Source organism: Bacillus sp. UNC69MF (assembly GCF_000746035.1).
GTDB lineage: Bacteria > Bacillota > Bacilli > Bacillales > Bacillaceae > Bacillus > Bacillus velezensis.
Map to the genome: position 1 here is coordinate 23,791 of NZ_JQKM01000003.1, position 22,497 is coordinate 46,287.

The 22,497-nt window shown below is 47.0% G+C and carries 23 protein-coding genes; 21 read left to right on the forward strand and 2 right to left on the reverse strand.

All coding sequences use genetic code 11. The annotated features are described in order from the left end of the window. The first annotated feature begins 68 nt into the window (after positions 1–68). The 8 genes from BR62_RS0100150 (at position 69) to BR62_RS0100185 (ending at position 9,535) form a co-directional block, all read left to right on the forward strand. A complete protein-coding gene (locus BR62_RS0100150; protein ID WP_007407894.1) occupies positions 69–1,265 on the forward strand; it encodes a S1C family serine protease in 1,197 nt (398 codons plus the stop codon). Positions 1,266–1,757: 492 nt separating this feature from the next. Further along, entirely contained in the window at positions 1,758–1,967 is a 210-nt protein-coding gene (locus tag BR62_RS0100155; RefSeq protein WP_015240949.1) for a winged helix-turn-helix domain-containing protein, read from the forward strand. After that, positions 1,964–3,382 carry a sensor histidine kinase gene (locus BR62_RS0100160; protein ID WP_032869249.1) on the forward strand — a complete coding sequence of 473 codons (1,419 nt, stop codon included), beginning with the start codon at positions 1,964–1,966 and terminating at the stop codon, positions 3,380–3,382. Before BR62_RS0100155 ends, BR62_RS0100160 begins: the two co-directional genes overlap by 4 nt. A gap of 231 nt (positions 3,383–3,613) precedes the next feature. Beyond that, positions 3,614–4,621 carry a ThiF family adenylyltransferase gene (locus BR62_RS0100165; protein ID WP_032869251.1) on the forward strand — a complete coding sequence of 336 codons (1,008 nt, stop codon included), beginning with the start codon at positions 3,614–3,616 and terminating at the stop codon, positions 4,619–4,621. Continuing rightward, positions 4,618–5,940, forward strand: coding sequence for a periplasmic substrate-binding domain-containing protein (locus BR62_RS0100170; RefSeq protein ID WP_032869253.1), 1,323 nt, complete (start codon positions 4,618–4,620; stop codon positions 5,938–5,940). The genes BR62_RS0100165 and BR62_RS0100170 overlap by 4 nt, the downstream gene beginning before the upstream one ends. Positions 5,941–5,958: 18 nt before the next feature. Beyond that, positions 5,959–7,149, forward strand: coding sequence for an MFS transporter (locus BR62_RS0100175; protein ID WP_014306161.1), 1,191 nt, complete (start codon positions 5,959–5,961; stop codon positions 7,147–7,149). Positions 7,150–7,176: 27 nt separating this feature from the next. Beyond that, positions 7,177–8,802, forward strand: a complete 1,626-nt coding sequence (locus BR62_RS0100180; protein ID WP_032869255.1) for an ABC-F family ATP-binding cassette domain-containing protein — start codon at positions 7,177–7,179, stop codon at positions 8,800–8,802. Positions 8,803–8,815: 13 nt separating this feature from the next. Then, entirely contained in the window at positions 8,816–9,535 is a 720-nt protein-coding gene (locus BR62_RS0100185) for a cupin-like domain-containing protein (RefSeq protein ID WP_007407887.1), read from the forward strand. A gap of 41 nt (positions 9,536–9,576) precedes the next feature. Here the strand turns inward: BR62_RS0100185 and BR62_RS0100190 are convergent, their stop codons facing one another. Further along, on the reverse strand, positions 9,577–10,992 hold the full coding sequence (locus tag BR62_RS0100190) for a sigma-54 interaction domain-containing protein (protein WP_015418605.1): 1,416 nt from the start codon (positions 10,990–10,992) through the stop codon (positions 9,577–9,579). A 174-nt stretch (positions 10,993–11,166) separates the two neighbouring features. Here BR62_RS0100190 and BR62_RS0100195 point away from each other — a divergent pair, with 174 nt between their 5' ends. The 8 genes from BR62_RS0100195 (at position 11,167) to BR62_RS0100225 (ending at position 17,996) form a co-directional block, all read left to right on the forward strand. Beyond that, complete coding sequence (locus BR62_RS0100195; protein WP_015240946.1) at positions 11,167–11,454, forward strand: autorepressor SdpR family transcription factor; 288 nt, start codon at positions 11,167–11,169, stop codon at positions 11,452–11,454. Then, positions 11,451–12,086 (forward strand): SdpI family protein, encoded by a 636-nt coding sequence (locus BR62_RS0100200; RefSeq protein ID WP_032869257.1) that lies wholly within the window; start codon positions 11,451–11,453, stop codon positions 12,084–12,086. The genes BR62_RS0100195 and BR62_RS0100200 overlap by 4 nt, the downstream gene beginning before the upstream one ends. A 229-nt stretch (positions 12,087–12,315) precedes the next feature. Beyond that, positions 12,316–13,521, forward strand: coding sequence for an ornithine--oxo-acid transaminase (locus BR62_RS0100205; RefSeq protein WP_004393130.1), 1,206 nt, complete (start codon positions 12,316–12,318; stop codon positions 13,519–13,521). A 223-nt stretch (positions 13,522–13,744) separates the two neighbouring features. Next, on the forward strand, positions 13,745–15,145 hold the full coding sequence (locus BR62_RS0100210) for an amino acid permease (protein ID WP_020958097.1): 1,401 nt from the start codon (positions 13,745–13,747) through the stop codon (positions 15,143–15,145). Between the two features lie 73 nt (positions 15,146–15,218). Next, a complete protein-coding gene (rocF, locus tag BR62_RS0100215) occupies positions 15,219–16,109 on the forward strand; it encodes an arginase (protein ID WP_007407883.1) in 891 nt (296 codons plus the stop codon). Between the two features lie 129 nt (positions 16,110–16,238). Continuing rightward, entirely contained in the window at positions 16,239–17,354 is a 1,116-nt protein-coding gene (locus tag BR62_RS0100220) for a response regulator aspartate phosphatase (RefSeq protein ID WP_020958096.1), read from the forward strand. Continuing rightward, complete coding sequence (locus tag BR62_RS19930) at positions 17,341–17,475, forward strand: hypothetical protein (protein ID WP_007407881.1); 135 nt, start codon at positions 17,341–17,343, stop codon at positions 17,473–17,475. Before BR62_RS0100220 ends, BR62_RS19930 begins: the two co-directional genes overlap by 14 nt. A gap of 47 nt (positions 17,476–17,522) precedes the next feature. Beyond that, positions 17,523–17,996 (forward strand): GNAT family N-acetyltransferase, encoded by a 474-nt coding sequence (locus BR62_RS0100225; RefSeq protein WP_020958095.1) that lies wholly within the window; start codon positions 17,523–17,525, stop codon positions 17,994–17,996. A 29-nt stretch (positions 17,997–18,025) separates the two neighbouring features. Here the strand turns inward: BR62_RS0100225 and BR62_RS0100230 are convergent, their stop codons facing one another. After that, complete coding sequence (locus tag BR62_RS0100230; protein WP_032869259.1) at positions 18,026–19,006, reverse strand: aldo/keto reductase; 981 nt, start codon at positions 19,004–19,006, stop codon at positions 18,026–18,028. Between the two features lie 182 nt (positions 19,007–19,188). On the opposite strand from BR62_RS0100230, the gene BR62_RS0100235 reads away from it, so the two are divergent. From BR62_RS0100235 to rlmH, 5 genes are all read left to right on the forward strand, one after another. Continuing rightward, positions 19,189–19,938: a YiiX/YebB-like N1pC/P60 family cysteine hydrolase gene (locus BR62_RS0100235; protein WP_015240940.1), complete on the forward strand. Its 750-nt coding sequence runs from the start codon at positions 19,189–19,191 to the stop codon at positions 19,936–19,938. A gap of 10 nt (positions 19,939–19,948) precedes the next feature. Next, positions 19,949–21,112 (forward strand): hypothetical protein, encoded by a 1,164-nt coding sequence (locus tag BR62_RS0100240; RefSeq protein ID WP_032869261.1) that lies wholly within the window; start codon positions 19,949–19,951, stop codon positions 21,110–21,112. A gap of 319 nt (positions 21,113–21,431) precedes the next feature. Beyond that, the gene (locus BR62_RS19645) at positions 21,432–21,602 is read left to right on the forward strand and encodes a hypothetical protein (RefSeq protein ID WP_004393146.1); all 171 of its coding nucleotides are present in this window, start codon (positions 21,432–21,434) and stop codon (positions 21,600–21,602) included. Positions 21,603–21,755: 153 nt separating this feature from the next. Further along, a complete protein-coding gene (locus BR62_RS18925; RefSeq protein WP_004393147.1) occupies positions 21,756–21,926 on the forward strand; it encodes a CxxH/CxxC protein in 171 nt (56 codons plus the stop codon). 80 nt (positions 21,927–22,006) lie between these two features. Next, positions 22,007–22,486: a 23S rRNA (pseudouridine(1915)-N(3))-methyltransferase RlmH gene (rlmH, locus tag BR62_RS0100250; protein ID WP_013354196.1), complete on the forward strand. Its 480-nt coding sequence runs from the start codon at positions 22,007–22,009 to the stop codon at positions 22,484–22,486. Positions 22,487–22,497 lie beyond the last annotated feature (11 nt).

Sequence of the window (22,497 nt, forward strand, 5' to 3'; positions counted from 1 at the left end):
GATTATTAATCCGCGATCTGACCCACACTATAAGCAAATCGAGTACTCTTGAAAGGATTTGAGATAGGGTGGATTATAATCGCGATGATGAACAGTACGCCTCCGAACAGCCCCGCCGCAGCAAGAGAGGGTACTTTCTATCAAGTCTGATCGGCGTCATCGTCGGGGCCGCGCTCATGGCTTTCCTGCTGCCGTACTGGACAGGCGGAGACCATGGAGAAAGCAGCAAAAGCACCAGCCAGCGTCTCGGCAGCGAACAGGTGAAAACAGTCAACGTAAATGTCAATGACGCTGTCACGAATATGGTCAGCCGTGTATCAGATTCGGTAGTCGGTGTTCTCAATATTCAAAAGACCGATATTTGGGGAGAGGGCGGCGAAGCGGGAAGCGGGTCGGGCGTCATTTACAAAAAGAACGGAAACACTTCTTATATCGTAACCAATCACCATGTCATTGAAGGTGCGACTGAGATTGAGATCAGCCTGAAGGATGGCTCACGCGTGCCTGCTGAACTAATCGGGAGCGACCGTTTGATGGATCTCGCCGTGCTGAAGGTGAAGTCTGATAAAATCAAATCGGCCGCCCAGTTCGGCAATTCTGATCAGGTCAAAGTCGGAGAACCGGTCATTGCGATCGGAAATCCGCTCGGGCTTGAATTTGCGGGATCAGTGACACAGGGGATCATTTCAGGCACGGAAAGGGCGGTGCCTGTTGACTCAAACGGCGACGGACAGCCGGATTGGAATGCGGAAGTGCTGCAGACCGATGCCGCGATTAACCCCGGCAACAGCGGCGGCGCTTTGATGGATATATCGGGCAAGGTGGTCGGCATCAACTCAATGAAGATCGCTGAATCCGCCGTTGAAGGCATCGGCCTGTCCATCCCGTCAAAGCTTGTCATTCCCGTTATTCAGGATTTAGAAAAATACGGAGAAGTCAGACGGCCTTTCCTCGGTATTGAGATGAAATCCTTAACGGATATTGCGAGCTACCATTGGAGCCAGACGCTGAAACTTCCGAAAGGCATTAAAACCGGGGCGGTCATTATGGGTGTCGACGCGTTTTCACCGGCCGGAAAAGCGGGTTTGAAAAAGCTCGACGTGATTACCGGGTTCGACGGACATAAGGTCAATGACGTTGTGGATCTCCGTGAGCGCCTGTATCGCAAAAAGATCGGTGACCGTGTGAACATCACGTTCTACCGTTCGGGAAAGAAAAAAACAGCGGAAGTCAAACTGACAGAAGCGGATCGATTACAGAAATAAAAAACAGCCCGGACATCCGGGCTGTTTTTTATTGATTTATTTGTTAATATTATACTATTGTGAAGCAGGGAGGTGACACACATGAAAACGGCTGATGTGATCATCGTATTGAATGAAATTGAAGGTGAATGTGAAGGAAGAATTATTTTAGAATGCAGAATTTAAGAACATGAAACATGTCATATCAAACGTCCTTTTTCAGGGCGCTTTTTTTATGCCTTTTTTCAGAAGCCATAAAAAAAGAACTGAACGCGGGTCACAACACGTTCAGTTAAAAATGGGTATATTTAGAAAAAGGCAGACATGAATTTAGAACTGGTGCTGCTGAATTGAAGCGGCAGATAATGATTTTTATTTGCAGATTGCTCCGTTTTCAGCGTTTCCTTTCACCAATTCAGCTTAGATTCCGTTTTGTTTCAGATAAAAGCGAATAATAGAAGGGGAAGCGAAAAAAATAAACACAGGCTGATACATCTAAGGAGAGACTGCATCATGGAAAAGTTGAAAGGCATCAAGCTGAGTGCAGACGGCGAGTCTGCACTCATTGATTCTTTAACGATGGGGCTTCATTACGGAACGGTCCTCGGGGAAGACAATATCGTCGAGGTGTACATCCGTTCTTTGCGCGAAAAGCTGAAGGACAAAGAACACAAGGTGATACGCACGGTTCGGGGCGCCGGGTACATGGTGGATCTGGCATGAAACGGCTGTACAGAACCCTGTGGTTCCAGCTCCTGTTCAGGTCACTGGCGATTTTGGCTTTGCTGTTATGTTTCATCGGCGGCACTCAGTACATGTTTTTGACACGGGCGATGTATGAAAATCAGGCGATCAGCATTCAGAGTGATATCAATTCAATGGATCAAAGCGTATGGAGGTCAATCAAAACCCTTGCCCGTTCCGAAACACCGGCTCATCCGAATTTGATTTACCCCGGGGTGACGGTTGCTTTTATCAATCAATCATACAAGATGTCTGTTTTATCAGAAGACCCGCACGCGGGGGCCGCTCCTTCTTTCCCGAAAAAAGTGTACCGGGATGCGCTGACAGATACAATGGCGCTTCACTATCAGGTGGCTCACAATAAGGCGGGTGAGGAAATCATCGTCGTGTTTCAGGCGATTTCCGTTGACGGAAGGCCGGCGGGAGTTGTGCAGATGAGCACGCTGACCCAGCCTCTGAATGATTCGCTTTTCCGCCAGATCAGCATTTTCGCGGTGCTTTCCTTTGCGGCTTTGGTCATCGGCCTGTTTGTTTTTTTGCCGGTGATCCGGCTCACACTCAAGCCGCTGTCCCGCATTGTGCGCATGATGGGTGACATTCATGCCGGCAGTCTCGATAAACGGCTGCCGATCGATAGGAAGCAGGCCGAAATTGAGTCATTGGGTATCTCCATCAATCAGATGCTGGAACGGATTGAAACCTCTTTTCAGGCGGAAAAAGAAGCGAAGGAGCGCATCCGGCAGTTTGTATCAGACGCATCACATGAGCTGAGAACGCCGCTTACCTCCATTCACGGCTGTATCGAAATTTTAATGCGCGGAGCGGCGGAGAAGCCGGAGCAGAAAGAAAAAGCGCTTCAAAGCATGTACGCGGAATCCGCCAGGGCGAATAAGCTGATAGAGGATCTTCTGTTTCTCGCGCAGATTGACCGGGTGCCGAGCTTTGAAATGAAAAAAGGCGCATTGGGAGACGTCATTTTGGAAATGGAGGCTCAGCTGAAGCTGCTCGCGAGAAACCGGAAGCTCGAGTTCTTTGTTGATCAAAAGATAGAAGCCGTTTTTGACAAAGACAAAATGAAGCAGGCCATTCTCAACCTCTTTTACAATGCGGTGCAGCATACGGATGAAGACACGGGTGTCATCACCGTCTCCCTGCAGAAAGACGGAGGAATCATGCTTATGATTGCGGATAACGGAACGGGAATCGCTCCGGAGCATGTGCCTCATTTGTTTGACCGGTTTTACAGGGCGGAAACCTCCCGATCCCGTCAATCCGGCGGCGCGGGGCTGGGTCTTGCCATTACAAAAACCATTATCGACAGCCATAACGGAACAATTGAAGTGAAAAGTGAGCAGGGAAAAGGCTCCGTGTTCATCATCCGGCTGCCGGGATAAACCGGGCAGAAGGAAGAAAAATCACAGTTTATATATAAATTCTAAATTTTCAAAAAATAACTTGTCCTTTTCCAATATTGGTGATAATATCTAGTTATTGGTAAAGGGGGTGTGTACTGATGAAGATTGAAGAACTTGATCTTGATACAGAAACAGCAAGCTTGGTGCATCGTTGCTAGTAAAGCCGTGACTCCCCTCATTGGGGAGTTATTATCTTTCAGGGGGTATGTCATGATGTCAACGGACTGTAAGCGCTGGAAGTTTAAAGACAGCGTGCAGGTGCTGACCTACACGGCGCATATTATCATTCAATATCGAAAGGCGATTAAGCTTGCGCATACGAGTGAGATCAAAGAGGCGGTTGAACGGCTGACCATCGGCTGTGAAAAACAAGAGCTCTCTGATCTTCTGGGAGAGGAAGCGGGAAACCAGTTTTTCGATGCTTTAATGAAATTGGATGCTTTAATAGAGCCATGGCAAAACGGCCGTGAAGGCCGCATCACTGAAAAGCAGCTGTACCATTTTGAGAAATACAACCAAAACCCCAATCTGATCCAAAACAGATTAGACGGCAGCAGGGCAGCGATCGTGGGTCTGGGGGGCGTCGGAACGATCATTCTTCAAAACCTTTTGGCGGCGGGCATGCAGCATTTTATTCTCATTGATTTCGATGCCGTATCAGTACATAACCTGAACAGACAATTCGTCTATAATAAATCTTCTGTAGGCAAATTAAAGATCTCAGAATGCAGAGATTATATTGCGGGTATCAATCCCCATGCGGACGCAGCACTTTACCATCAGGAAATTACACAGCCGCAGGACCTGCGTGTGTTAGATCCGTATGAAATTGATATCGTCATAAATGCCGCTGACAAACCCCATAACATTTCTGAATGGGTTTACCGGTATTGTAAGGAGCGGAATATCGCGTTTATGACCGGGGGTGTCGGCAGCTTCAGCGGCCAATGGGGGCCTCTGCTCACGCCTGAATCCTATCAATCCGGCGTCACCTATGAAAAAAACATGCCGGCCGGACTTCTGAACTGTTACCCCGATGAACCGATCAAAGGTTCCTTAGGAGCGACAAACGGTATTATATCCTCGTTTATGTCTCATGACATTATCACATACCTTGCAGGCGGAAGCCCGAAATCCCTGAATACCCGCATCGGCCTGGACTTTGACGGCCTTCATATTACAGAAACGAAGCTTTCTCAAAAGGAAAGCGCTTTATGAAGACGATGCATCGTACGGCGAGAAAACCGGGCGACCCTCTAAAAATAGAAATCGACACAAGCCCGATACGCTTGAACCCATTAGATACGCAGGATTACACAAGCAAGATGATTTGCAGCATTATGTATGAAAGTCTGCAGGACGGCTATAACTGCCGGATCATCCGCAAAGATCCCCGCACCTGTCAGGTGGACATTCACCCGGACTATTTAGGCGACGCCGAGGGTGTGGTTCAAACGATCATCTATCATCTGACGAAAGAAAATCAAAGCCCCCATCTCGGCAGTTTCCTGAACATAAAACAGGCCGTTCCGTATGTAAAAGGCCTCGTCTCTTCCGATCAGCTCGGGGTGAACGTAACAGGCGAAAAACGCTTTGAAGTCACCTTGGACGAGCCGTCTGATGAAATAGAAGCCGTTTTGCAGAGCAGCTTTCTGATTCCTGGGACCGCCGGGGGCGATGTGCCGGAAAACGGCCCGTACCGATTCAAGCGCACGTTTGAGAAGGGGCTGGAATTTGAGCGGAATCCGCAATATAAAATGACGCCCGCGGATCACCGCACGGTTCAGACCATCCAATTTATTTTGAATGATGATCTGGAAAAAAGCATCGGGCTGTACGAAGCGAATCAAACGGACGTGACCTGCCACACCCAGTTTCATCATTCAAACATGAGGTATCGGCAGTATGCTGATTTTAAAGAAAATCATTTGCCGATGTTATTTACCTTCAAGGTAAAGGACGACATGCGGAGAACTTTCATTCAGCATTATTTTGATAAACAAAAGCTGGCCGGGGATTTGGGGCATATCATCACACCGACTGATTCACTGATCGGTATATGGGAAAGCGGGAGGACACCGCAGAAAGATCCGCCCCTTTTGACAAGAGAAGAACCGATCCGAATCGTTTATGCCGATTATTATCCCAACGGAGAGATCATTGAAAGGCTGGCTGATTTGTTTCGGCGGGCCGGAGCGGACGTGTCCGTCTCCCGCGTCAGTCATTTCAATGATTATTACCATATGGATAAAAGCGGGTTTGATATTGAGCTCCATTTGTTCCTGCCGGCTTACATGCATGAGCTGAGCTATATCAAATATTTCATCCGCGACATCAGCGATCCAGAGAAGAAAAAAACGATCATTGATGCCATAGGATCTGAAAAAAAGAAGGAACTTTTTGGGTTATTCGAGAATACAACTCATTATTGCCCAATTTGTTTTGGGAAAAGTCTGTATCTGCAAGATCCATGTATAGAGGGTTTTAGTGTAAAGACTGACGGGCTCCTTTCTGTTCATGATGTTAAATGCAGATAGCTGGAAAGGGGTATTCATTTGCGGAATCGAAATTTGCTTTACTTCTCCGGTTTTTTCGGAAACTTCTTTTTCGAACGGGGAATTTGGATTTTATATTTAACAAGTATGAATTATTCATTGTTTCTAGTGGGCATCCTGCAATCGGTCCTGAATTTGGCGATGTTTCTGGCGGAAGTGCCGAGCGGCGTCATCTCGGACAGAATCGGGAGAAAAAAATCGCTCTTGCTCGGCCATTTTATGGTCATTGTCTATTTGGTGATGTTCCTGAGCTTCCATAACTTCATCGCCCTCTTCATCGCCCATATTATATACGGTATCGGGCTGACGTTTATATCAGGAACGGATCACGCCTTTTTGTTTGATTCACTGAAAGAACAAGGGAAAGAAAAGTGGTACGGCAAATCCATCGGAAACTATAACGGACTTGTCATACTCGGTCTTGCGATCGCCATGGGCATCGGCGGCTACTTGCAGGAAATATCATGGTCGTATGTGTTTATCGCCGGGATTGTCACTCAGCTGATTGCAATGGCGGTCATTACACAGCTGACGGAAATCAAATTTGAAAACAGTGAACACGAAACGCAGACGGTCGGTGACATCTTAAAAGAAGTCAAAGATTTCTTCAGGCTGAACAAAGCCTTTAAATATCTGGTGCTGTCACTCTCCGTTTTCTTTGCGATTACATCGGTTTTTTATATGTACGGACAAGATTTGTTAAGTCAGGAAGGGCTGTCCGTGCGCAATATATCCATTATTTTTGCGGGACTGTCCATCTTGCAGGCGCTGTGCTCCATCTTTTCTTCCAAGCCGGCGGAAAAATTCACGCCGAGGCGCGTGCTTCTGCTGACATTCTGCATCATCGGGGCGGCCTACCTGTTTATACCTTCGGGCAGTCTGTACGTGACGATTGCAGCTTTTGTCGTCATTAACGCGCTCTATGATGTGATAGAACCCGTATCCAGTCAGGTGGTGAATAATGAGATTCCGTCCAGAACGAGAGCCACGCTGCTGTCCATTATCAGTTTGATGACCTCGCTCTTCATGTTCATTGCCTTTCCGTTTATCGGATTCTTAACGGACTATTTTGATTCAGCTTTGCTGCTGACCGCAATCGGGGTATTATCCATCTTATTGTCGCTGTTTATGATGCTCAGCTTTTACAAACTGAAAGCGAGCGTCGCCATCCAGAATAAAGTCGAGCTTTGAACCAGAATGACAAAGGGATGATGTGAGTTGCTGAATATTCATAATCTTACGGTAAATTTAGCGGGAGATACCATTTTCAAACAAGTTTCTTTTTTCATCAATGAAGGCGAAAAAGTGCTTGTGGCCGGGCCGAACGGTTCCGGCAAAAGCACGCTGTTCAGGGTGCTTTCCGGAGAGCTTGAGGCAGATGAAGGAACGATTGCGATCAACAAAGGGGCGAAGGTCGGTTTGCTGAAGCAGATCGCTGATCCCCATGAAGATCTGACGTTGTATCAATATCTGGAAAAATCATTTGAAGTTCTCGCGGCGATCCAGAATGAAATGAAGGCCATTGAGCTGAAGCTTTCGGAACCGATGAGTGATGACGAGCTGACTGCTTTATTGGAAAAATACAGTCAATACACGGAAACATTTGAGCGGAACAACGGCTACCAGATGCATGCGATGATTGACGAGGTATGCAACGGGCTCAGCCTCAGCGAATTAAAGGATCAGCCGTTTTCAAAGCTGAGCGGCGGCGAAAAAACAAAAGCCGGCCTTGCCGAAATTTTAATCCGCAACGACGACGTTATACTGCTGGACGAGCCGACCAACCATTTGGATGTCCATGCGATTGAGTGGCTTGAAGGGTTTATTAAAAAATCGAACAAAACCATTCTGTTTACGACCCACGATAAAACGTTTGCCGACCAAACGGCGATGAAGGTGCTCGAGATTGACGATACCGAGGTGAAGATTTGGCCTTACGGATTCAGCGAATACTTGAAAAAGCGGGAAGAATTCATCATCGCCCAGTTTGAGAAATATGAAGAACAGCAGAGAAAAATACAGAAGATGAAGGAATCCATCGCCCAGCTGAGAGATTGGGCCAACCGCTCAAATCCGCCGTCTGTCGGCCTGCACAGACGCGCGAATAATATGGAAAAGGCGCTGAAAAGGATCGAGCTGATCAATAAGCCGGTCCGGACGGAGCAAAAATTAAAAAACGCATTTCAGGAAGCGGGCGCCGGTTCAAAAGATATTGTGTTCATTGAAAACGGAAAGGTGACCAACGGATCTTCCCTTTTATATCAAAATGTGAATCTGCGCATAAAGCATAAAGACAGAATCGGCATCGTCGGCAGAAACGGCGTCGGCAAAACAACGCTGATCCGCTGTATCATCGGGGAAAGAGAACTGTCGGACGGCACCATTAAAGTGGGAGAAAATCTTAAGATAGGCTACATTGATCAAAAGAGCCATGTCGGAGATTCGAGTCAGACGATTCTGCAATTTTTTAAAGAAAATCTGCTGACTGAAGAGGGCATGGCCCGGAATATGCTGGCCAAGTACGGATTTTACGGGTCGTCAGTCTTTAAAAAACTTTCCGTCCTGTCGGGCGGTGAGAGAATCAGGCTGAAGCTGTCCATCTTAATGGAAAAAAAGCTGAATGTCCTGATCCTGGATGAGCCGACCAACCACTTGGATATTGAATCTCAGGAAATTCTCGAAAACAGCCTGATGCAGTTTCAAGGCACCATCATCTGCGTTTCTCATGACAGAAACCTGCTGGAGAAGTTCAACAAGATTTTCTGGCTTGAGAATCAAAACGTCACCATCTTTTCAGGTCCATACAGTTACGCCAAACAAAAAAAACGGCAGATTGCCGAATAAAAGGGGAATGGATATGACCATTGACAGACTGACAATCAATGAGTTATCGTACGATCTTTTTGTAAGCGAGTATGCTGATAAGAAACCTTTTATTTTGACGGGGGCAATGGATCACTGGGAATGCAGGCCGTGGACGCTTGAATACATTGACGAACACTATGGAGACAGAATGGTCACCATCCGGAAATCAGATATCGAAGGGGTCAAAACCTTTAAACAAGTAAAGCTTTCCAACTATATCGAGTACATTGATCAGAATGATGACAAATGGTACTGTGACTGGAATTTTACGCAGCTGAACCAAAATGACTTAGACCTTGTCTATTCCGCACCCGAGTATTTTACAAAAGACACATTGAGAGCGGATGAAGAAACGGGACGGGACTGGAAATGGTTCTTTCTCGGTTCTAAGCAGACAGGCACACCGCTGCATCAGGATTTTAACAACACGCACGCGTGGAACGGCGTCATTTTCGGGGAGAAGGAATGGATCTTCTATCATCCGGACGACTCTCCGTATTTGTACGAAGGAAATATCAATGTCTTTGATGAAAAAGACATTGAGCAAAAACCGCTGGTGCAAAAGGCGTCTCCGATCCGCTTCAGACAAAAGGCGGGAGAAATCATTTACGCGCCGCGCCATTGGTGGCATCAAGTCGAGAATACGGAACATACATTGGCAGTGAGTGAGAACTTTTGGTTTACCGGAGAGCGGCTTGCCAATCAGATATAAACGAAAGGCTGAGGAGCATCTCAGCCTTTTTTTGTATGGATTCATTTCATCCGGTCCAGACCGAATTTTTTCAGGCGGTATTGCAGGCTCTGTCTGCTGATTCCGAGCTCGTTTGCCGTTTTGGATATGTTATTGCCGTGTTTTCTCAGGATCTTTTCGATCATGTATTTTTCGAAGTTTTCCATTTTGTCTTTTAAATCGGTGCCGGGCTGGGTGCTTGCGGCGGCTTTGGTTTCCGTGTCAGCCGGTTTGATTTTCATCCGGTATTGGTAAGGCAGGTGGGCCGCCGTAATCGTCGTTTCATCCGTCATAAAGTTCATGGCGCCTTCAATCATATGTTCAAGCTCGCGAATGTTGCCCGGCCAGTCATATTCCAGGAAGAATCGCTGCACATCGTCACTGATCGAATCGACATGCATTTGAAACAGGTGATTGTTTTTCTGGATAAAGACTTCGGCCAGAGGCAGAATATCCTCCTTGCGCTCCCGGAGCGGGGGAATGATCAGCGTGACAACGCTTAAACGGTAGTATAAATCTTTGCGCAGCCGCTCTTCCGAAATGGCGGTGATCGGGTCTTCATTCATCGTGGCGATGATGCGGACGTCAATCGGTTTGTCCTGCGCTGATCCGATGCGCCTGATTTTCTTTTCCTGAAGGGCGCGGAGCAGTTTTGCCTGCAGGCTGAGATTGAGCGAGTTGATCTCATCAAGGAGCAGGGTTCCTCCCTGCGCCTGCTCAAATAAGCCGGGCTGGTCGATGGCTCCGGTAAAAGCGCCTTTTTTCGTGCCGAATAAAATACTTTCGACCAGGCTATCCGGCAGGGCGGCGCAGTTTTGTGAGATGAACGGGGCGCCTGAGCGCTGGCTGCCGTTGTGAATGCTTTGGGCGAACAGTTCCTTGCCCGTTCCCGTCTCGCCGGCCAAAAGCACCGATGATGATGTGCGGGTTGCCCGTTTCGCGTTTTCGATGACTTCCCGAATGACCGGGCTGTTGCCGAGAATACTGTCAAACGTGTAGCTGTTCTGTTCTTTCCTGTGCATGTTCTCCCTGATCAGCCGTTCGAGCTTGGTGACGTCCTTGGCGATTTCCACGGCTCCCTTGATCTCGCCGTTTTGCACAATCGGGAAGGTGTGGTTGATCGTCGTGATTTCCTGGCCTTTGTTATTGAAATAGCTTTGCTTCACGTTTTTAATCGTTTTGCCTTCTTGAAGGGCCTGAACGAGCGTGCTGTCCTGCTGATTGGAAAACATAAATACATCAGTCAGGTTTTTATGCAGGACGTCCCGTTCATCCATATCTTCAATCTGCATCATTTTCTTATTGTAAATGACGGTGCTGCCCTTTTCGTCCACCACATGCAGCCCGACATCAATCTCTTCCAGAATGCTTTGTAACACGAGTGTGTAAAATTCGCTGGTTGTGTGCAGGTCAATTCCCCCTCTCAATCGTCTTAACATTCATTATTTTAAAATAAATCGAACGGGAAACGCAAAAAAATTTTGCGCTTGGACGATGTTTAAAAATAAATGGAAATTAAGGTAATAAAACCATTGACTTTTTTAGGGAAATGGTTGATATTTAGATATATACTTAAATATCTAAATTATGTATGTATGAGAGGGGGAAAGTTTTTGAATAAAGCTTTTAAAGCACTGGCCGATCCTACAAGGAGAAGAATTTTGGATTTATTAAAGAAACAAGACATGACGGCTGGTGAAATTGCGGAACACTTCGACATGTCAAAACCCAGTATTTCTCATCACCTTACCATATTGAAAAATACTGATTTGGTTCACGATGAGAGGAAAGGCCAATTTATTATGTATTCATTAAATACCACTGTATTACAGGATCTTATAGGCTGGTTCTTTTCTCTGACTGATTCAGAACATGATAATAAGAAAGGCGGGGAATCATGAAAAAATATCTCTTTTCGGCAGGAATCATAGTTTTAACTGTTTTCACATGGGTTTGCACATATTCATCTTTACCGGACAATTTGGCGACACACTGGGGATTAAACGGAAGTGCAAATGATTACCAAACGAAAGCTAATGCGATGATGATGCTTATTGGCATCATGATTATTCTATATATTTTAATGGTTATCATCCCTAAGATTGATCCTAAAAATAACTACAAAACATTTATCCGGCCATATATGGCTATATTTAATACAATGTTTGCGGTTCTGTTTGTCATTAATCTGATTACCATCTTGACCGGTCTGGGATATGATCTCCCTATATCTTATTTAGGAAACTTTATAGTGGGAGTCATTTTCATGGTGTTTGGAAACTTCATTCAGATCGTTAAGCCTAATTTCTTTTTAGGGATAAGAACACCTTGGACGCTGAGCAGTGAAAGCGTTTGGAAGGATACACACAGGGTTAGTTCGAAACTTTTTGTCTTAGCGGGCATGCTCATGATGCTTGCAGCTTTTTTGCCGCCGGTGTATAGAGTGTCAGTCATTTTCATGGCTGCAATCGGCTGTATCATATTATCTTTACTATATTCTTACATTGTATATCAGAGACAATTGAATAAATAACTGTTGAGTAGGAGCAATCTAATTGGATTGCTCCTATTTTGTCAGCGGGAAACGCAAAAAAATTTTGCGCTTGGCTGAAGTTTGCACACAAACTGCCGGAAAATTTTGCGGGAAAAGAAAGAATGTTGGCGAAACATCCCGTTTTTTCGGATTGGCACGGAACTTGCTTTATAAAAAGGGAAAGCAAGATCTAATGTTGAATGATTACAAAACAAGGGGGAATCAGATTATGTCAGCTTTCACAAAATCTCAAGAAATTATCAGCCAAACTTCACATTACGGCGCGAACAACTATCATCCTCTGCCGATTGTTATTTCTGAAGCGCAGGGTGTTTGGGTAAAAGACCCTGAAGGCAATCAATATATGGATATGCTGAGTGCTTATTCTGCGGTGAACCAGGGGCACAGACATCCGAAGATCATTCAGGCGCTGAAGGATCAGGCGGATAAAATCACTCTGACGTCACGCGCGTTCCATAATGATCAGCTCGGTCCGTTTTATGAGAAAACAGCCAAGCTGACCGGAAAAGATATGATTCTGCCGATGAATACGGGGGCGGAAGCCGTTGAATCCGCTGTCAAAGCGGCGAGACGCTGGGCATATGAGGTCAAAGGAGTAGCGGATAATCAGGCGGAAATCATTGCGTGTATCGGCAACTTCCACGGCAGAACGATGCTTGCGGTATCCCTTTCTTCAGAAGATGAGTATAAACGCGGTTTCGGACCTATGCTTCCGGGTATAAAATTAATTCCATACGGAGACGCAGAAGCGCTGCGCAGGGCGATCACGCCGAACACAGCCGCTTTCTTATTCGAACCGATTCAGGGAGAAGCGGGCATCGTCATTCCGCCGGAAGGATTTTTACAAGAAGCGGCCGCCATTTGTAAGGAAGAAAATGTGCTTCTGATCGCTGATGAAATTCAGACGGGACTCGGCCGCACAGGGAAAACATTCGCGGTTGACTGGGAAAATATCGTACCGGATATGTTCATCTTAGGCAAAGCGCTCGGCGGGGGCGTCTTCCCGATTTCGTGCATCGCGGCGAACCGTGACATTCTCGGCGTGTTTAACCCGGGTTCCCACGGCTCGACATTCGGCGGAAACCCGCTCGCTTGCGCGGTATCGCTCGCATCTCTTGAAGTCCTTGAGGAAGAAGGGCTGGCAGAGCGTTCCCTTCAGCTTGGCCGTTATTTTAAAGAAGAGCTTGAGAAAATCGATAACCCGATCATAAAAGACGTGCGCGGACGCGGCCTGTTTATCGGCGTTGAACTGACAGAAGCGGCCCGCCCGTACTGTGAAAAGCTGAAAGGCGAAGGGCTTTTATGCAAAGAAACACATGATACCGTGATCCGTTTTGCACCGCCGTTAATGATTTCCAAGGAAGACTTGGACTGGGCGATCCAAAAGATCACAAACGTGCTTCAAAACGCGTAAAACTTTGATGCGGCAATGCTTTCCCTCGGCTTGTATGGAATTTACAAATAAAAAATTCAGCACACTCTATTTGCGCGGCGACAGTATTTTAGTATAATGTATCTTTATGTACGAAAATGAATTTCATATAACATTCATATACAAATAGAGGCTCTTTGGACAGCAAATCGGTTTCAAAGCACCGGCTTGGTTCCAATACAAGTTGCTGAAGGGGTGCAGAATAGTGAATACAAATCAAAAAGAGAATCAGCTTCAGCGCACAATGAAATCACGCCATTTGTTTATGATTTCTTTGGGCGGAGTGATCGGCACCGGGTTTTTCCTGAGTACCGGATTTACAATTAACCAGGCGGGACCGCTGGGCGCGGTTCTGTCTTATCTGGTCGGCGGTTTTATAATGTTTTTGACAATGCTCTGCTTAGGCGAGCTTGCGGTTGCCCTTCCCGTATCAGGGTCGTTTCAGACGTACGCAACCAAATTCATCAGCCCCGCTTTCGGTTTCGCATTCGGCTGGCTGTACTGGCTCGGCTGGGCGGTGACATGCGCCATTGAGTTTTTATCTGCGGGACAATTGATGCTCCGCTGGTTTCCGCATGTTCCCGTATGGGTGTGGTGCCTCGTGTTTGTCGGCCTGATGTTTCTGTTGAACGCCATTACCACAAAAGCGTTCGCTGAGTCGGAATTTTGGTTTTCCGGTATTAAAATTTTAGTCATTCTGCTGTTTATTATTTTGGGCGGCGCCGCCATGTTCGGCCTGATTGACATGAAACACGGCGAGCAGGCTCCTTTCTTCTCTCATTTTTATGAGGATGGATTGTTTCCGAACGGCATTAAGGCTATGCTTATTACGATGATTACCGTAAACTTCGCGTTCCAGGGAACGGAGCTGATCGGGGTTGCCGCGGGAGAAAGTGAAAATCCTGAGAAAACGATTCCGCGCTCTATCCGGCAGACGGTATGGAGAACGCTTGTCTTTTTCGTTCTCTCCATCATCGTCATTGCCGGGATGATTCCGTGGAGGCAGGCGGGAGTGGTCGAAAGCCCGTTTGTCGTGGTGTTTGAACAAATCGGTATTCCATATGCCGCCGATATTATGAACTTTGTTATCTTAATTGCGCTGCTCTCAGTGGCCAACTCAGGCCTGTTTGCATCGACGCGTATCTTATATGCTATGGCGAACGAAGGACAAGCCTTTAAATCGCTCGGCAAAATAAATAAACGCGGCGTGCCGATGAACGCTCTGATCGTGACGCTGGCCGTCGCCTGCCTGTCACTGCTGTCTAAAGTGGCAGCGCCGGAAACCGTTTATATGTTTCTCTTATCATTAGCCGGACTAAGCGCGCAGGTCGGCTGGATTACGATTTCCCTGTCACAGCTGATGTTCAGACGGAAATACATCCGCGAAGGCGGCAAAGTGGAAGACCTGAAGTTTAAAACACCGCTGTACCCGGTGCTGCCTATTATCGGGCTGACGTTAAACACGGTTGTTCTGATCAGCCTCGCATTTGATTCAGAACAGCGGCTCGCCCTTTATTGCGGCATCCCGTTCATGGCGGTGTGCGTTATCGTCTATCATCTGTATGTAAAAAAGCATAAGCAGTCAGAAAAACAGATAGAGCTTTAAATCTTTTCGTGTCCAAGTCATCTTTGAGAAACCCGCACAGGACAACATACAACATGTTGAGGTGGAAAAACGGATGAACAAGAATATCTCAGTTATTGGAATGCCGATGGATTTAGGACAAGCACGACGCGGAGTGGACATGGGCCCGAGCGCCATCCGCTACGCGCATCTCATTGAACGGTTATCTGACATGGGGTATGCGGTGGAAGACTTAGGCGACATCCCCGTCAATCGTGAAAAACTCAAAAATGATGAAGAGCTGAAAAATCTGAACTCTGTGCTCTCGGGGAACGAGCAGCTCGCCCAAAAGGTGGACAGCGTCATTGAGAATGAGCGGTTCCCTCTCGTCTTGGGCGGCGATCACAGCATCGCGATCGGAACGCTGACAGGAACGGCAAAGCACTATAAACAGCTCGGCGTCATCTGGTACGACGCGCACGGCGACTTAAACACCCTGGAAACATCGCCGTCAGGCAATATTCACGGAATGCCGCTGGCCGTCAGCCTCGGCGTCGGGCACGACACGCTGGTGAACCTGGGCGGGTATGCCCCGAAAATCAAGCCGGAGAACGTCGTCATCATCGGCGCGAGATCGCTTGATGAAGGCGAGCGTGAATACATTAAGGAAACAGGCATGAAGGTCTATACGATGCATGAGATTGACCGCCTCGGCATGACAAAGGTCATTGAAGAAACCATTGACTACTTGTCAGACTGTGACGGCGTTCACCTCAGCCTTGACCTCGACGGCCTTGATCCGAGCGACGCACCCGGCGTAGGCACACCTGTCGTCGGCGGCATCAGCTACCGTGAAAGCCACTTGGCAATGGAAATGCTGTATGATGCCGACATCATCACTTCAGCTGAATTTGTCGAAGTCAACCCGATCCTCGATCACAAAAACAAAACCGGCAAAACAGCGGTCGAGCTGGTAGAATCTTTGTTGGGAAAAAAACTGTTATAAAATATGCGCCTCCGCACCTGCGGAGGTTTTTTGTTGCCACGAGGAAACTAGCGGGCTGCCACCCTCTTTTTGAACCTGTAAATATGATATATTTATTACACAAAATGGGAAAGGGAGGTGTCCTGACAGATGGCTGAGGTGATGGCCCACGAAACAGTTGCGAAAAAAATCAGTGACTGGTATGAGGAAATCAAAAAGCACAACACTGAATCGGCTGAGGCGTTAAGAGAACAACTGCTTACGGATCTGCAAAATATGACACAAAATCAAACGGTGCTCCTTTATTTTAATTTAATTGATTCCCGCTATAAGCTTTTGATGGAAGAGTATGAGAAAACAGACGGCATTTTAAAAACGATCCAGCTGAACGCCGATAAAGAAAAAACAGACCAGATGATTCAATACTATTATTATTTCTTTTCCGGAATGCACGAGTTTTACCGTAAACGGTTTATGAACGCCATTAATTTTTACCGGATTGCTGAAAGCAGGCTCCGGCACATACCGAATGAGATTGAAAGAGCCGAGTTTAATTATCAAGTGGCGATTGCCTACTATGAAATCCGCCAAAACTACTTTGCGATGAACCACGCGGAAAAAGCGTTGGAGATCTACAAAGCCAATGAAATGTACGCGGTCAGAGAAGCACAGTGTTTAATGGTGATCGGCTGTAACAGAATGGACTTGTTTCACTATCAGAAAGCCGAAGAGCTCCTGCAGACGGCGGTTCATCAAGCCGCCAAAGCGGGTGATCCGCATATTGAGGCGCTCGCCCACTTTAACGCAGGCATTTGTTATGAAAGACAGGAAAAGCTTGAGGAGGCGCGGGTCGAGTTTGAAACGGCTCTCGATCAAAAGGAGCATTTGCGATCAGCGTATTCGGTGCGGAGTCTGTACATGCTGGCCAGAGTATTGTTGAAGCAGGAAAAGACGGATGAGGGCCGGTTTTGGCTGCATAAAGCGCTGAATGCCGCTGAAGAAAAAAACGAACCCGTATACACCCAAAAGCTGCGCATCTTACAGCATGTCTTTATTGACCGCAATGAAGAAGCGCTTGAATCAGCTTTCGCCGAGTTAAGAAGGAAAGAGCTGTGGAGTGACGTTTCCGACTTGTCGTATCAGGCCGCGGCGCATTTTAAAAAACAGGAGAATTACAAACTGGCGGCGAAGTATTTTCAAGAATCAATTGATGCCAATGACCAAATTTTGAGATTAACGGAGGGGATTCGTAATGAAAACATGTAAATTCATTGTACTCTCAGCAGCCTTGGCAAGTCTCATTTCGATTGGATTATTTGCGCAAACTGGTTCAACGGCACAAGCCGAACAAATCATAAAACCGGCGGAAAACGGAGCCTTCGGATAATACTTCATGATACCGCTTTCAGTCTGTGTTTTGTAAGGAGTGATTCAATGGCTATCACGCTGCAGCCGATGACAGGACAAGAATTTCAGTCCTATCTCGCTCATTCAGCCAAGCATTACGCTGAAGAAAAGGTAAAAGCGGGAACGTGGCTGCCTGACGAAGCGCCGGAGTTAGCGGAGCTGGCGTTTGAAGACCTGCTTCCTGACGGCTTGGAGACGGCCGATCACTATTTATGGACGCTGACATTGGACGGAAAGGAAAATGCCGGCTGGCTGTGGCTGCACGCCGATCCGGACCACCCGCAGCAGGACGCATTTATTTATGATTTCGGCCTTCATCCGCCTTTCCGCGGCAAAGGCTATGCAAAAGAGGCGCTCGCAAGGCTGGAGGACAAAGCCAAAGACCTGGGTGTCCGCAAGATTTCTCTCCATGTGTTCGCTCATAACGAAACGGCGCGGAAGCTGTATGAGAAGACCGGATTTCTGGAGACGGATGTCATCATGAGCAAAAAGCTGTCATGAAAAGAGGCCCGCACGATGGGCCTCTTTTGTTATTCATCTAACAATGTCATCATGTGTTCCGGATAACGCTCGCCGGCCGCGGTGCCGATCGGAAACATCTCATCCAACCGCGCCTTCACATCCTCGGGAAGCACAATGTCGAGAGCGGCGAGGTTCTCTTCCAAGTAGTGTTTCTTTTTTGTACCCGGGATCGGAATGAGATCATCGCCGTTTGCGAGAACCCATGCGAGCGCAAGCTGAGGAGCAGTGATATTCATTTCCCGGGCAATGGCGGTAAGTTTTTGGACGAGCCCTATATTCACCGCCAAATTGTCTCCCTGGAATCTCGGCGTTCTTCTTCTGTAATCATCGGCATCCAGCTGATCGGCCGACGTCATCTTTCCGGAAAGAAAACCTCTGCCGAGCGGACTGTAAGGCACAAAAGAGATGCCGAGCTCACGGCAGGCGGGCAGCACATGCTCCTCTGCTTCCCTGCTCCATAAAGAATATTCCGATTGAAGCGCGGCAATCGGGTGAATGCGGACGGCGCGCCTGATCGTTTCTGCGGAAGCCTCTGACAATCCGATATATCTCACCTTTCCTTCGTCTATCAGCTCCTTCATGGCGCCGACGGTTTCTTCAATCGGCACCCGCGGATCAACCCGGTGCAGATAATAAAGGTCGATATAATCCGTCCCAAGGCGTTTCAGACTGGCGTCACACGCTTTTTTCACATAATCGGGCCGTCCGTTAATTTCGATAAACTCACCCTTTTCGCTTCGGACATAACCGAATTTCGTCGCGAGGCACAGCTCCTTTCTGAATGGGGCGAGTGCTCTGCCGACAAGCTCTTCATTTGCACCCAATCCATATTGATCAGCCGTATCAAACAAATTCACGCCGAGATGAACGGCATGATGCAGGGTGGAAATCGACTCAACCTCACTCTGGCTGCCGTAGTATTCCGACATGCCCATGCACCCTAACCCCATTGCGGAAACCCGCATCGAACCGATCGTTCTGTCCTTCATATGTCCTCCCCCTTTCTTGTATGATAACCGGATTTCCTGATATTTGAAAATGGTTTATGCATATGATTTACATATTGTTATAAAATTTTTAAAAATCTGTAAATTATCTATTTTTTTATCGCAATTCCGTCATATAATACAAATGTGGAAAAATTATACTCAAAGAAAAGAGGCGAAGTAATATGTGTAAAAAGCTGTTCAAAGCCGTCCTCCCGTTTGCCCTGTCATTCACCATGGTTCTGTCGTTCTCCGGTTTGAATGTAAAAGCGAAAGAAACAGAAACAGCCCGCTACGCAAAAGAAATCGCAGACCTTCAGCAGGGCACGACCCCTCAAGACGTTCTCCAATCCGCAAAAGAGCTTGCCAAACAGAAGCACGTTTCAACAGAAGCAATTCTCAAGCAGTTTCATCAAGAAATCACGGCAGACAAGGTGCAGGGAAATGTAATCGCTTCCAAAGAAGGGCTCTCTGCGATGGGCGGATCGTCAGGAACCAAAAAACTTCCGAAAAGCACAAAAGGCAATATTTATTACACGAACTCATACACCGCTTATTACAACCACGGGCATGTCGGCATGTATTCATCCGCTGATAAAATTGTTGAATCCGTGCCGGGAGACGGCGTCCGCCAGATTGCTTATAACGGCAGAGAAGTCGAAGACAATTCAATCGTTCAGACCGTGAAAGTTACCGATGCCCAAAAACAAGCCGCCGCTGACTGGGCTGTATCAAGAGTGGGTGATGAGTACTCCTTCAACTTCGTCAATAACAGAAATACGGGCCATGAAGGCGCCAAAAACTGCTCAAAACTGCTGTGGTCGGCATTCCTCTTAAAAGCCGGGATTGATATCGACTCTAACGGCGGCTTAGGCGTATATCCGCGCGACATCACAAGCTCGTCCTACACAACCACGATTCTGACCATTCACTAAGGAGAACAACGTGAAAAAAATCATCTGGATACCCTTAGTGATCATCGCCGCCGCAGCGGTCTTATGCTTCTTCTATTTCCGCACGGAAGATCCTGCGGAGGTTGCGAGAGACACATTAAATGACCCTGATTTTCTGAAAGATAAAGAGGCGCTGCTGTATTTCTCCACGGCGGCTGACCAAGACACGTTCGGCGGCGGAAAAAGCTACGCCCTCTTCGCCGATGACAAAGGACGGCTCTCTTCTTATCACATGAAGGGGCTTGAGCTCGGATCGGCCAAAGTGCATGACGGCAGCGTGCTGCTGGAGGACAAAAAAGGAATCTATACCGTTCAGGACGGCCTTCACACGTATAAAAGAGCGTACCAGCATACGGGAGACAGCGCGGGATATATCGAACGGGCGAAAGGCTTTTACACGCTGTATAATTCGGGCTACGACAAGAGCGGCGGCAGCTATCGCTCAGAGCTGTACCGCCAGATTGACGGCAAGTGGAAGCAAAACGTCATCCCGCACTACATCCGCGCTTCAGGCTTTTTTAAAGATCATCTTTTCGCGCTCACGCCGACAGATGACGAAAAAGGCTATCACATCCAAGACATTCAGGCCGATAAAGAAAAGCTCCATACAACATCAATCGCGACATGGACATATAAAGAAGGCACGTCTGTCGAATCCCAGCTCGCCGCCGACGACAGCGCCATCTGCTTTGTCACCAGAGGGGAAAAAGCAGATCACATCTATCAAATGGTGAAAGTCATGAAAAACAGCGGCGCCATCAAAACGTATGACATCGCCGCTTATAAAAATGACGAACAGACGATCTATGACTCCATGCCGTTCAGCTTCAAAAAAAGCTTTTTCATGGAGCAGCGCAGCTTCTATTTCGTTGACGGCTTCGGAAACGTGTACCGCATCAACCCTGAGACCGGAAAAAGCAAAAAAGCCTTCAAGCTCCCCGCATCACGAATGAAAGCCGACTTCAAAGAGCTGACGCATCAAAACGGAAAGCTGTATCTGTTTACGTACAGCTACAAAAAGCCCGCCAAAATCGAATCCTTCGACCTGAAAACGGGCAAAAGGCTGAACGACCTGACCATCCCGAACCTGAAAGATATCGTGACGCCGAAAAGCCATCTCAAGCTGTATGATGTGCAGGTGATGGGTGGGTTTTGAAGAGTATAAACATTTCGGAAGAGCTTACCGCTTTCGGTAAGCTTTTTATAATGAAACGTTATCGCAAGAAAGAAGGTGTTCATTTGAAATCATTCAGTATCTTCTTATTGTTGTCCGTCATTTGTATAACCATTGTTTTTGTCATAATGAATATGTTGATTGGATACCCTGATGTGAGTAACGGGGCATTGTTTATGATTGTATATATCGTTGTGACCCTCATGATAAGGCTATATAGCAAGAAAAAAGCCGACCGAACGTAGAGATAGAGGAATTTGAACCGTAAAAGCAGAAGACAGTCAGATGAAGGAGGGAGCCGATGAAGAAAAAGCTTGCCGCGGTGACCGTAACCATTCTCCTGGTTTCCGTGATAACCAACTCTTTTTTAAACGGCGGAAAGCCGGACTGGATTGATGTATGCTGTACGCTGCTGGCGTGTCTATTAGGAATTCTGTTCGTCCTTCGCTTAGAAAAAAGAGAAAACACGTAAAGAGCCGGATGCTGCAAACGCCGGCTCTTTTTGCGCGTGATTTGCCGAATTGTGGATAAAACTCAGCCCGAAGCACTACTAACATGTGTATAAATAGGTTATATTGAAAAGAGAACAATTGCCGCGTGCAAAAGAAAATCGGAGGATGTAACAATGAAAACCGCTTATTATTCTTGTGAAGAACATATCGAAACCGTGCTGGACATGTACATAGATGATCATGAGCTTCCGCCCGAAATCAGAAAAATCGAACATACTAACAGTTTATCCACAGCCTGTGAATTATGTGGGGACACTGCAACATATCTAGTAGGGAACGAATGATCCTACACAAAATACAGAAAAGATATCCACAATTGTGGACAATATATATGAATAACTTGTTTCTAAAGTGGGGATGACCTGTGAATATCAATATTGTGACCATCGGAAAACTAAAAGAAAAATACCTCAAGCAAGGCATTGAAGAATACAAAAAACGACTCTCAGCCTACGCAAAAATCGACATCATCGAACTCCCGGACGAAAAAGCTCCGGAAAACCTGAGCGACCAAGACATGAAAATCGTCAAAGACAAAGAAGGCGAACGCATCCTGGCCAAAATCAGCCCGGACACCCACGTCATCGCCCTCGCCATCGAAGGAAAAATGAAAACATCCGAAGAACTGGCCGATACAATAGATAAGCTGGCGACTTATGGAAAAAGCAAAATCACCTTCGTCATCGGCGGCTCACTCGGCCTAAGCGACGCCGTTATGAAGCGCGCAGACGACAAACTGTCATTCTCAAAGATGACGTTTCCTCATCAGTTGATGCGTCTCATACTTGTAGAGCAGATTTATCGGGCTTTTCGGATTAATCGTGGGGAGCCTTATCATAAGTGAGTGAGGTTATG

Coding starts and splice junctions, on each gene's coding strand:
- BR62_RS0100155 (WP_015240949.1), top strand. CDS start 1,758: ATGGAAAAGTTGAAAGGCATCAAGCTGAGTGCAGACGGCGAGTCTGCA.
- BR62_RS0100160 (WP_032869249.1), top strand. CDS start 1,964: ATGAAACGGCTGTACAGAACCCTGTGGTTCCAGCTCCTGTTCAGGTCA.
- BR62_RS0100165 (WP_032869251.1), top strand. CDS start 3,614: ATGATGTCAACGGACTGTAAGCGCTGGAAGTTTAAAGACAGCGTGCAG.
- BR62_RS0100170 (WP_032869253.1), top strand. CDS start 4,618: ATGAAGACGATGCATCGTACGGCGAGAAAACCGGGCGACCCTCTAAAA.
- BR62_RS0100185 (WP_007407887.1), top strand. CDS start 8,816: ATGACCATTGACAGACTGACAATCAATGAGTTATCGTACGATCTTTTT.
- BR62_RS0100190 (WP_015418605.1), bottom strand. CDS start 10,992: ATGTTAAGACGATTGAGAGGGGGAATTGACCTGCACACAACCAGCGAA.
- BR62_RS0100200 (WP_032869257.1), top strand. CDS start 11,451: ATGAAAAAATATCTCTTTTCGGCAGGAATCATAGTTTTAACTGTTTTC.
- BR62_RS0100205 (WP_004393130.1), top strand. CDS start 12,316: ATGTCAGCTTTCACAAAATCTCAAGAAATTATCAGCCAAACTTCACAT.
- rocF (WP_007407883.1), top strand. CDS start 15,219: ATGAACAAGAATATCTCAGTTATTGGAATGCCGATGGATTTAGGACAA.
- BR62_RS0100220 (WP_020958096.1), top strand. CDS start 16,239: ATGGCTGAGGTGATGGCCCACGAAACAGTTGCGAAAAAAATCAGTGAC.
- BR62_RS19930 (WP_007407881.1), top strand. CDS start 17,341: ATGAAAACATGTAAATTCATTGTACTCTCAGCAGCCTTGGCAAGTCTC.
- BR62_RS0100225 (WP_020958095.1), top strand. CDS start 17,523: ATGGCTATCACGCTGCAGCCGATGACAGGACAAGAATTTCAGTCCTAT.
- BR62_RS0100230 (WP_032869259.1), bottom strand. CDS start 19,006: ATGAAGGACAGAACGATCGGTTCGATGCGGGTTTCCGCAATGGGGTTA.
- BR62_RS0100235 (WP_015240940.1), top strand. CDS start 19,189: ATGTGTAAAAAGCTGTTCAAAGCCGTCCTCCCGTTTGCCCTGTCATTC.
- BR62_RS19645 (WP_004393146.1), top strand. CDS start 21,432: ATGAAGAAAAAGCTTGCCGCGGTGACCGTAACCATTCTCCTGGTTTCC.
- BR62_RS18925 (WP_004393147.1), top strand. CDS start 21,756: ATGAAAACCGCTTATTATTCTTGTGAAGAACATATCGAAACCGTGCTG.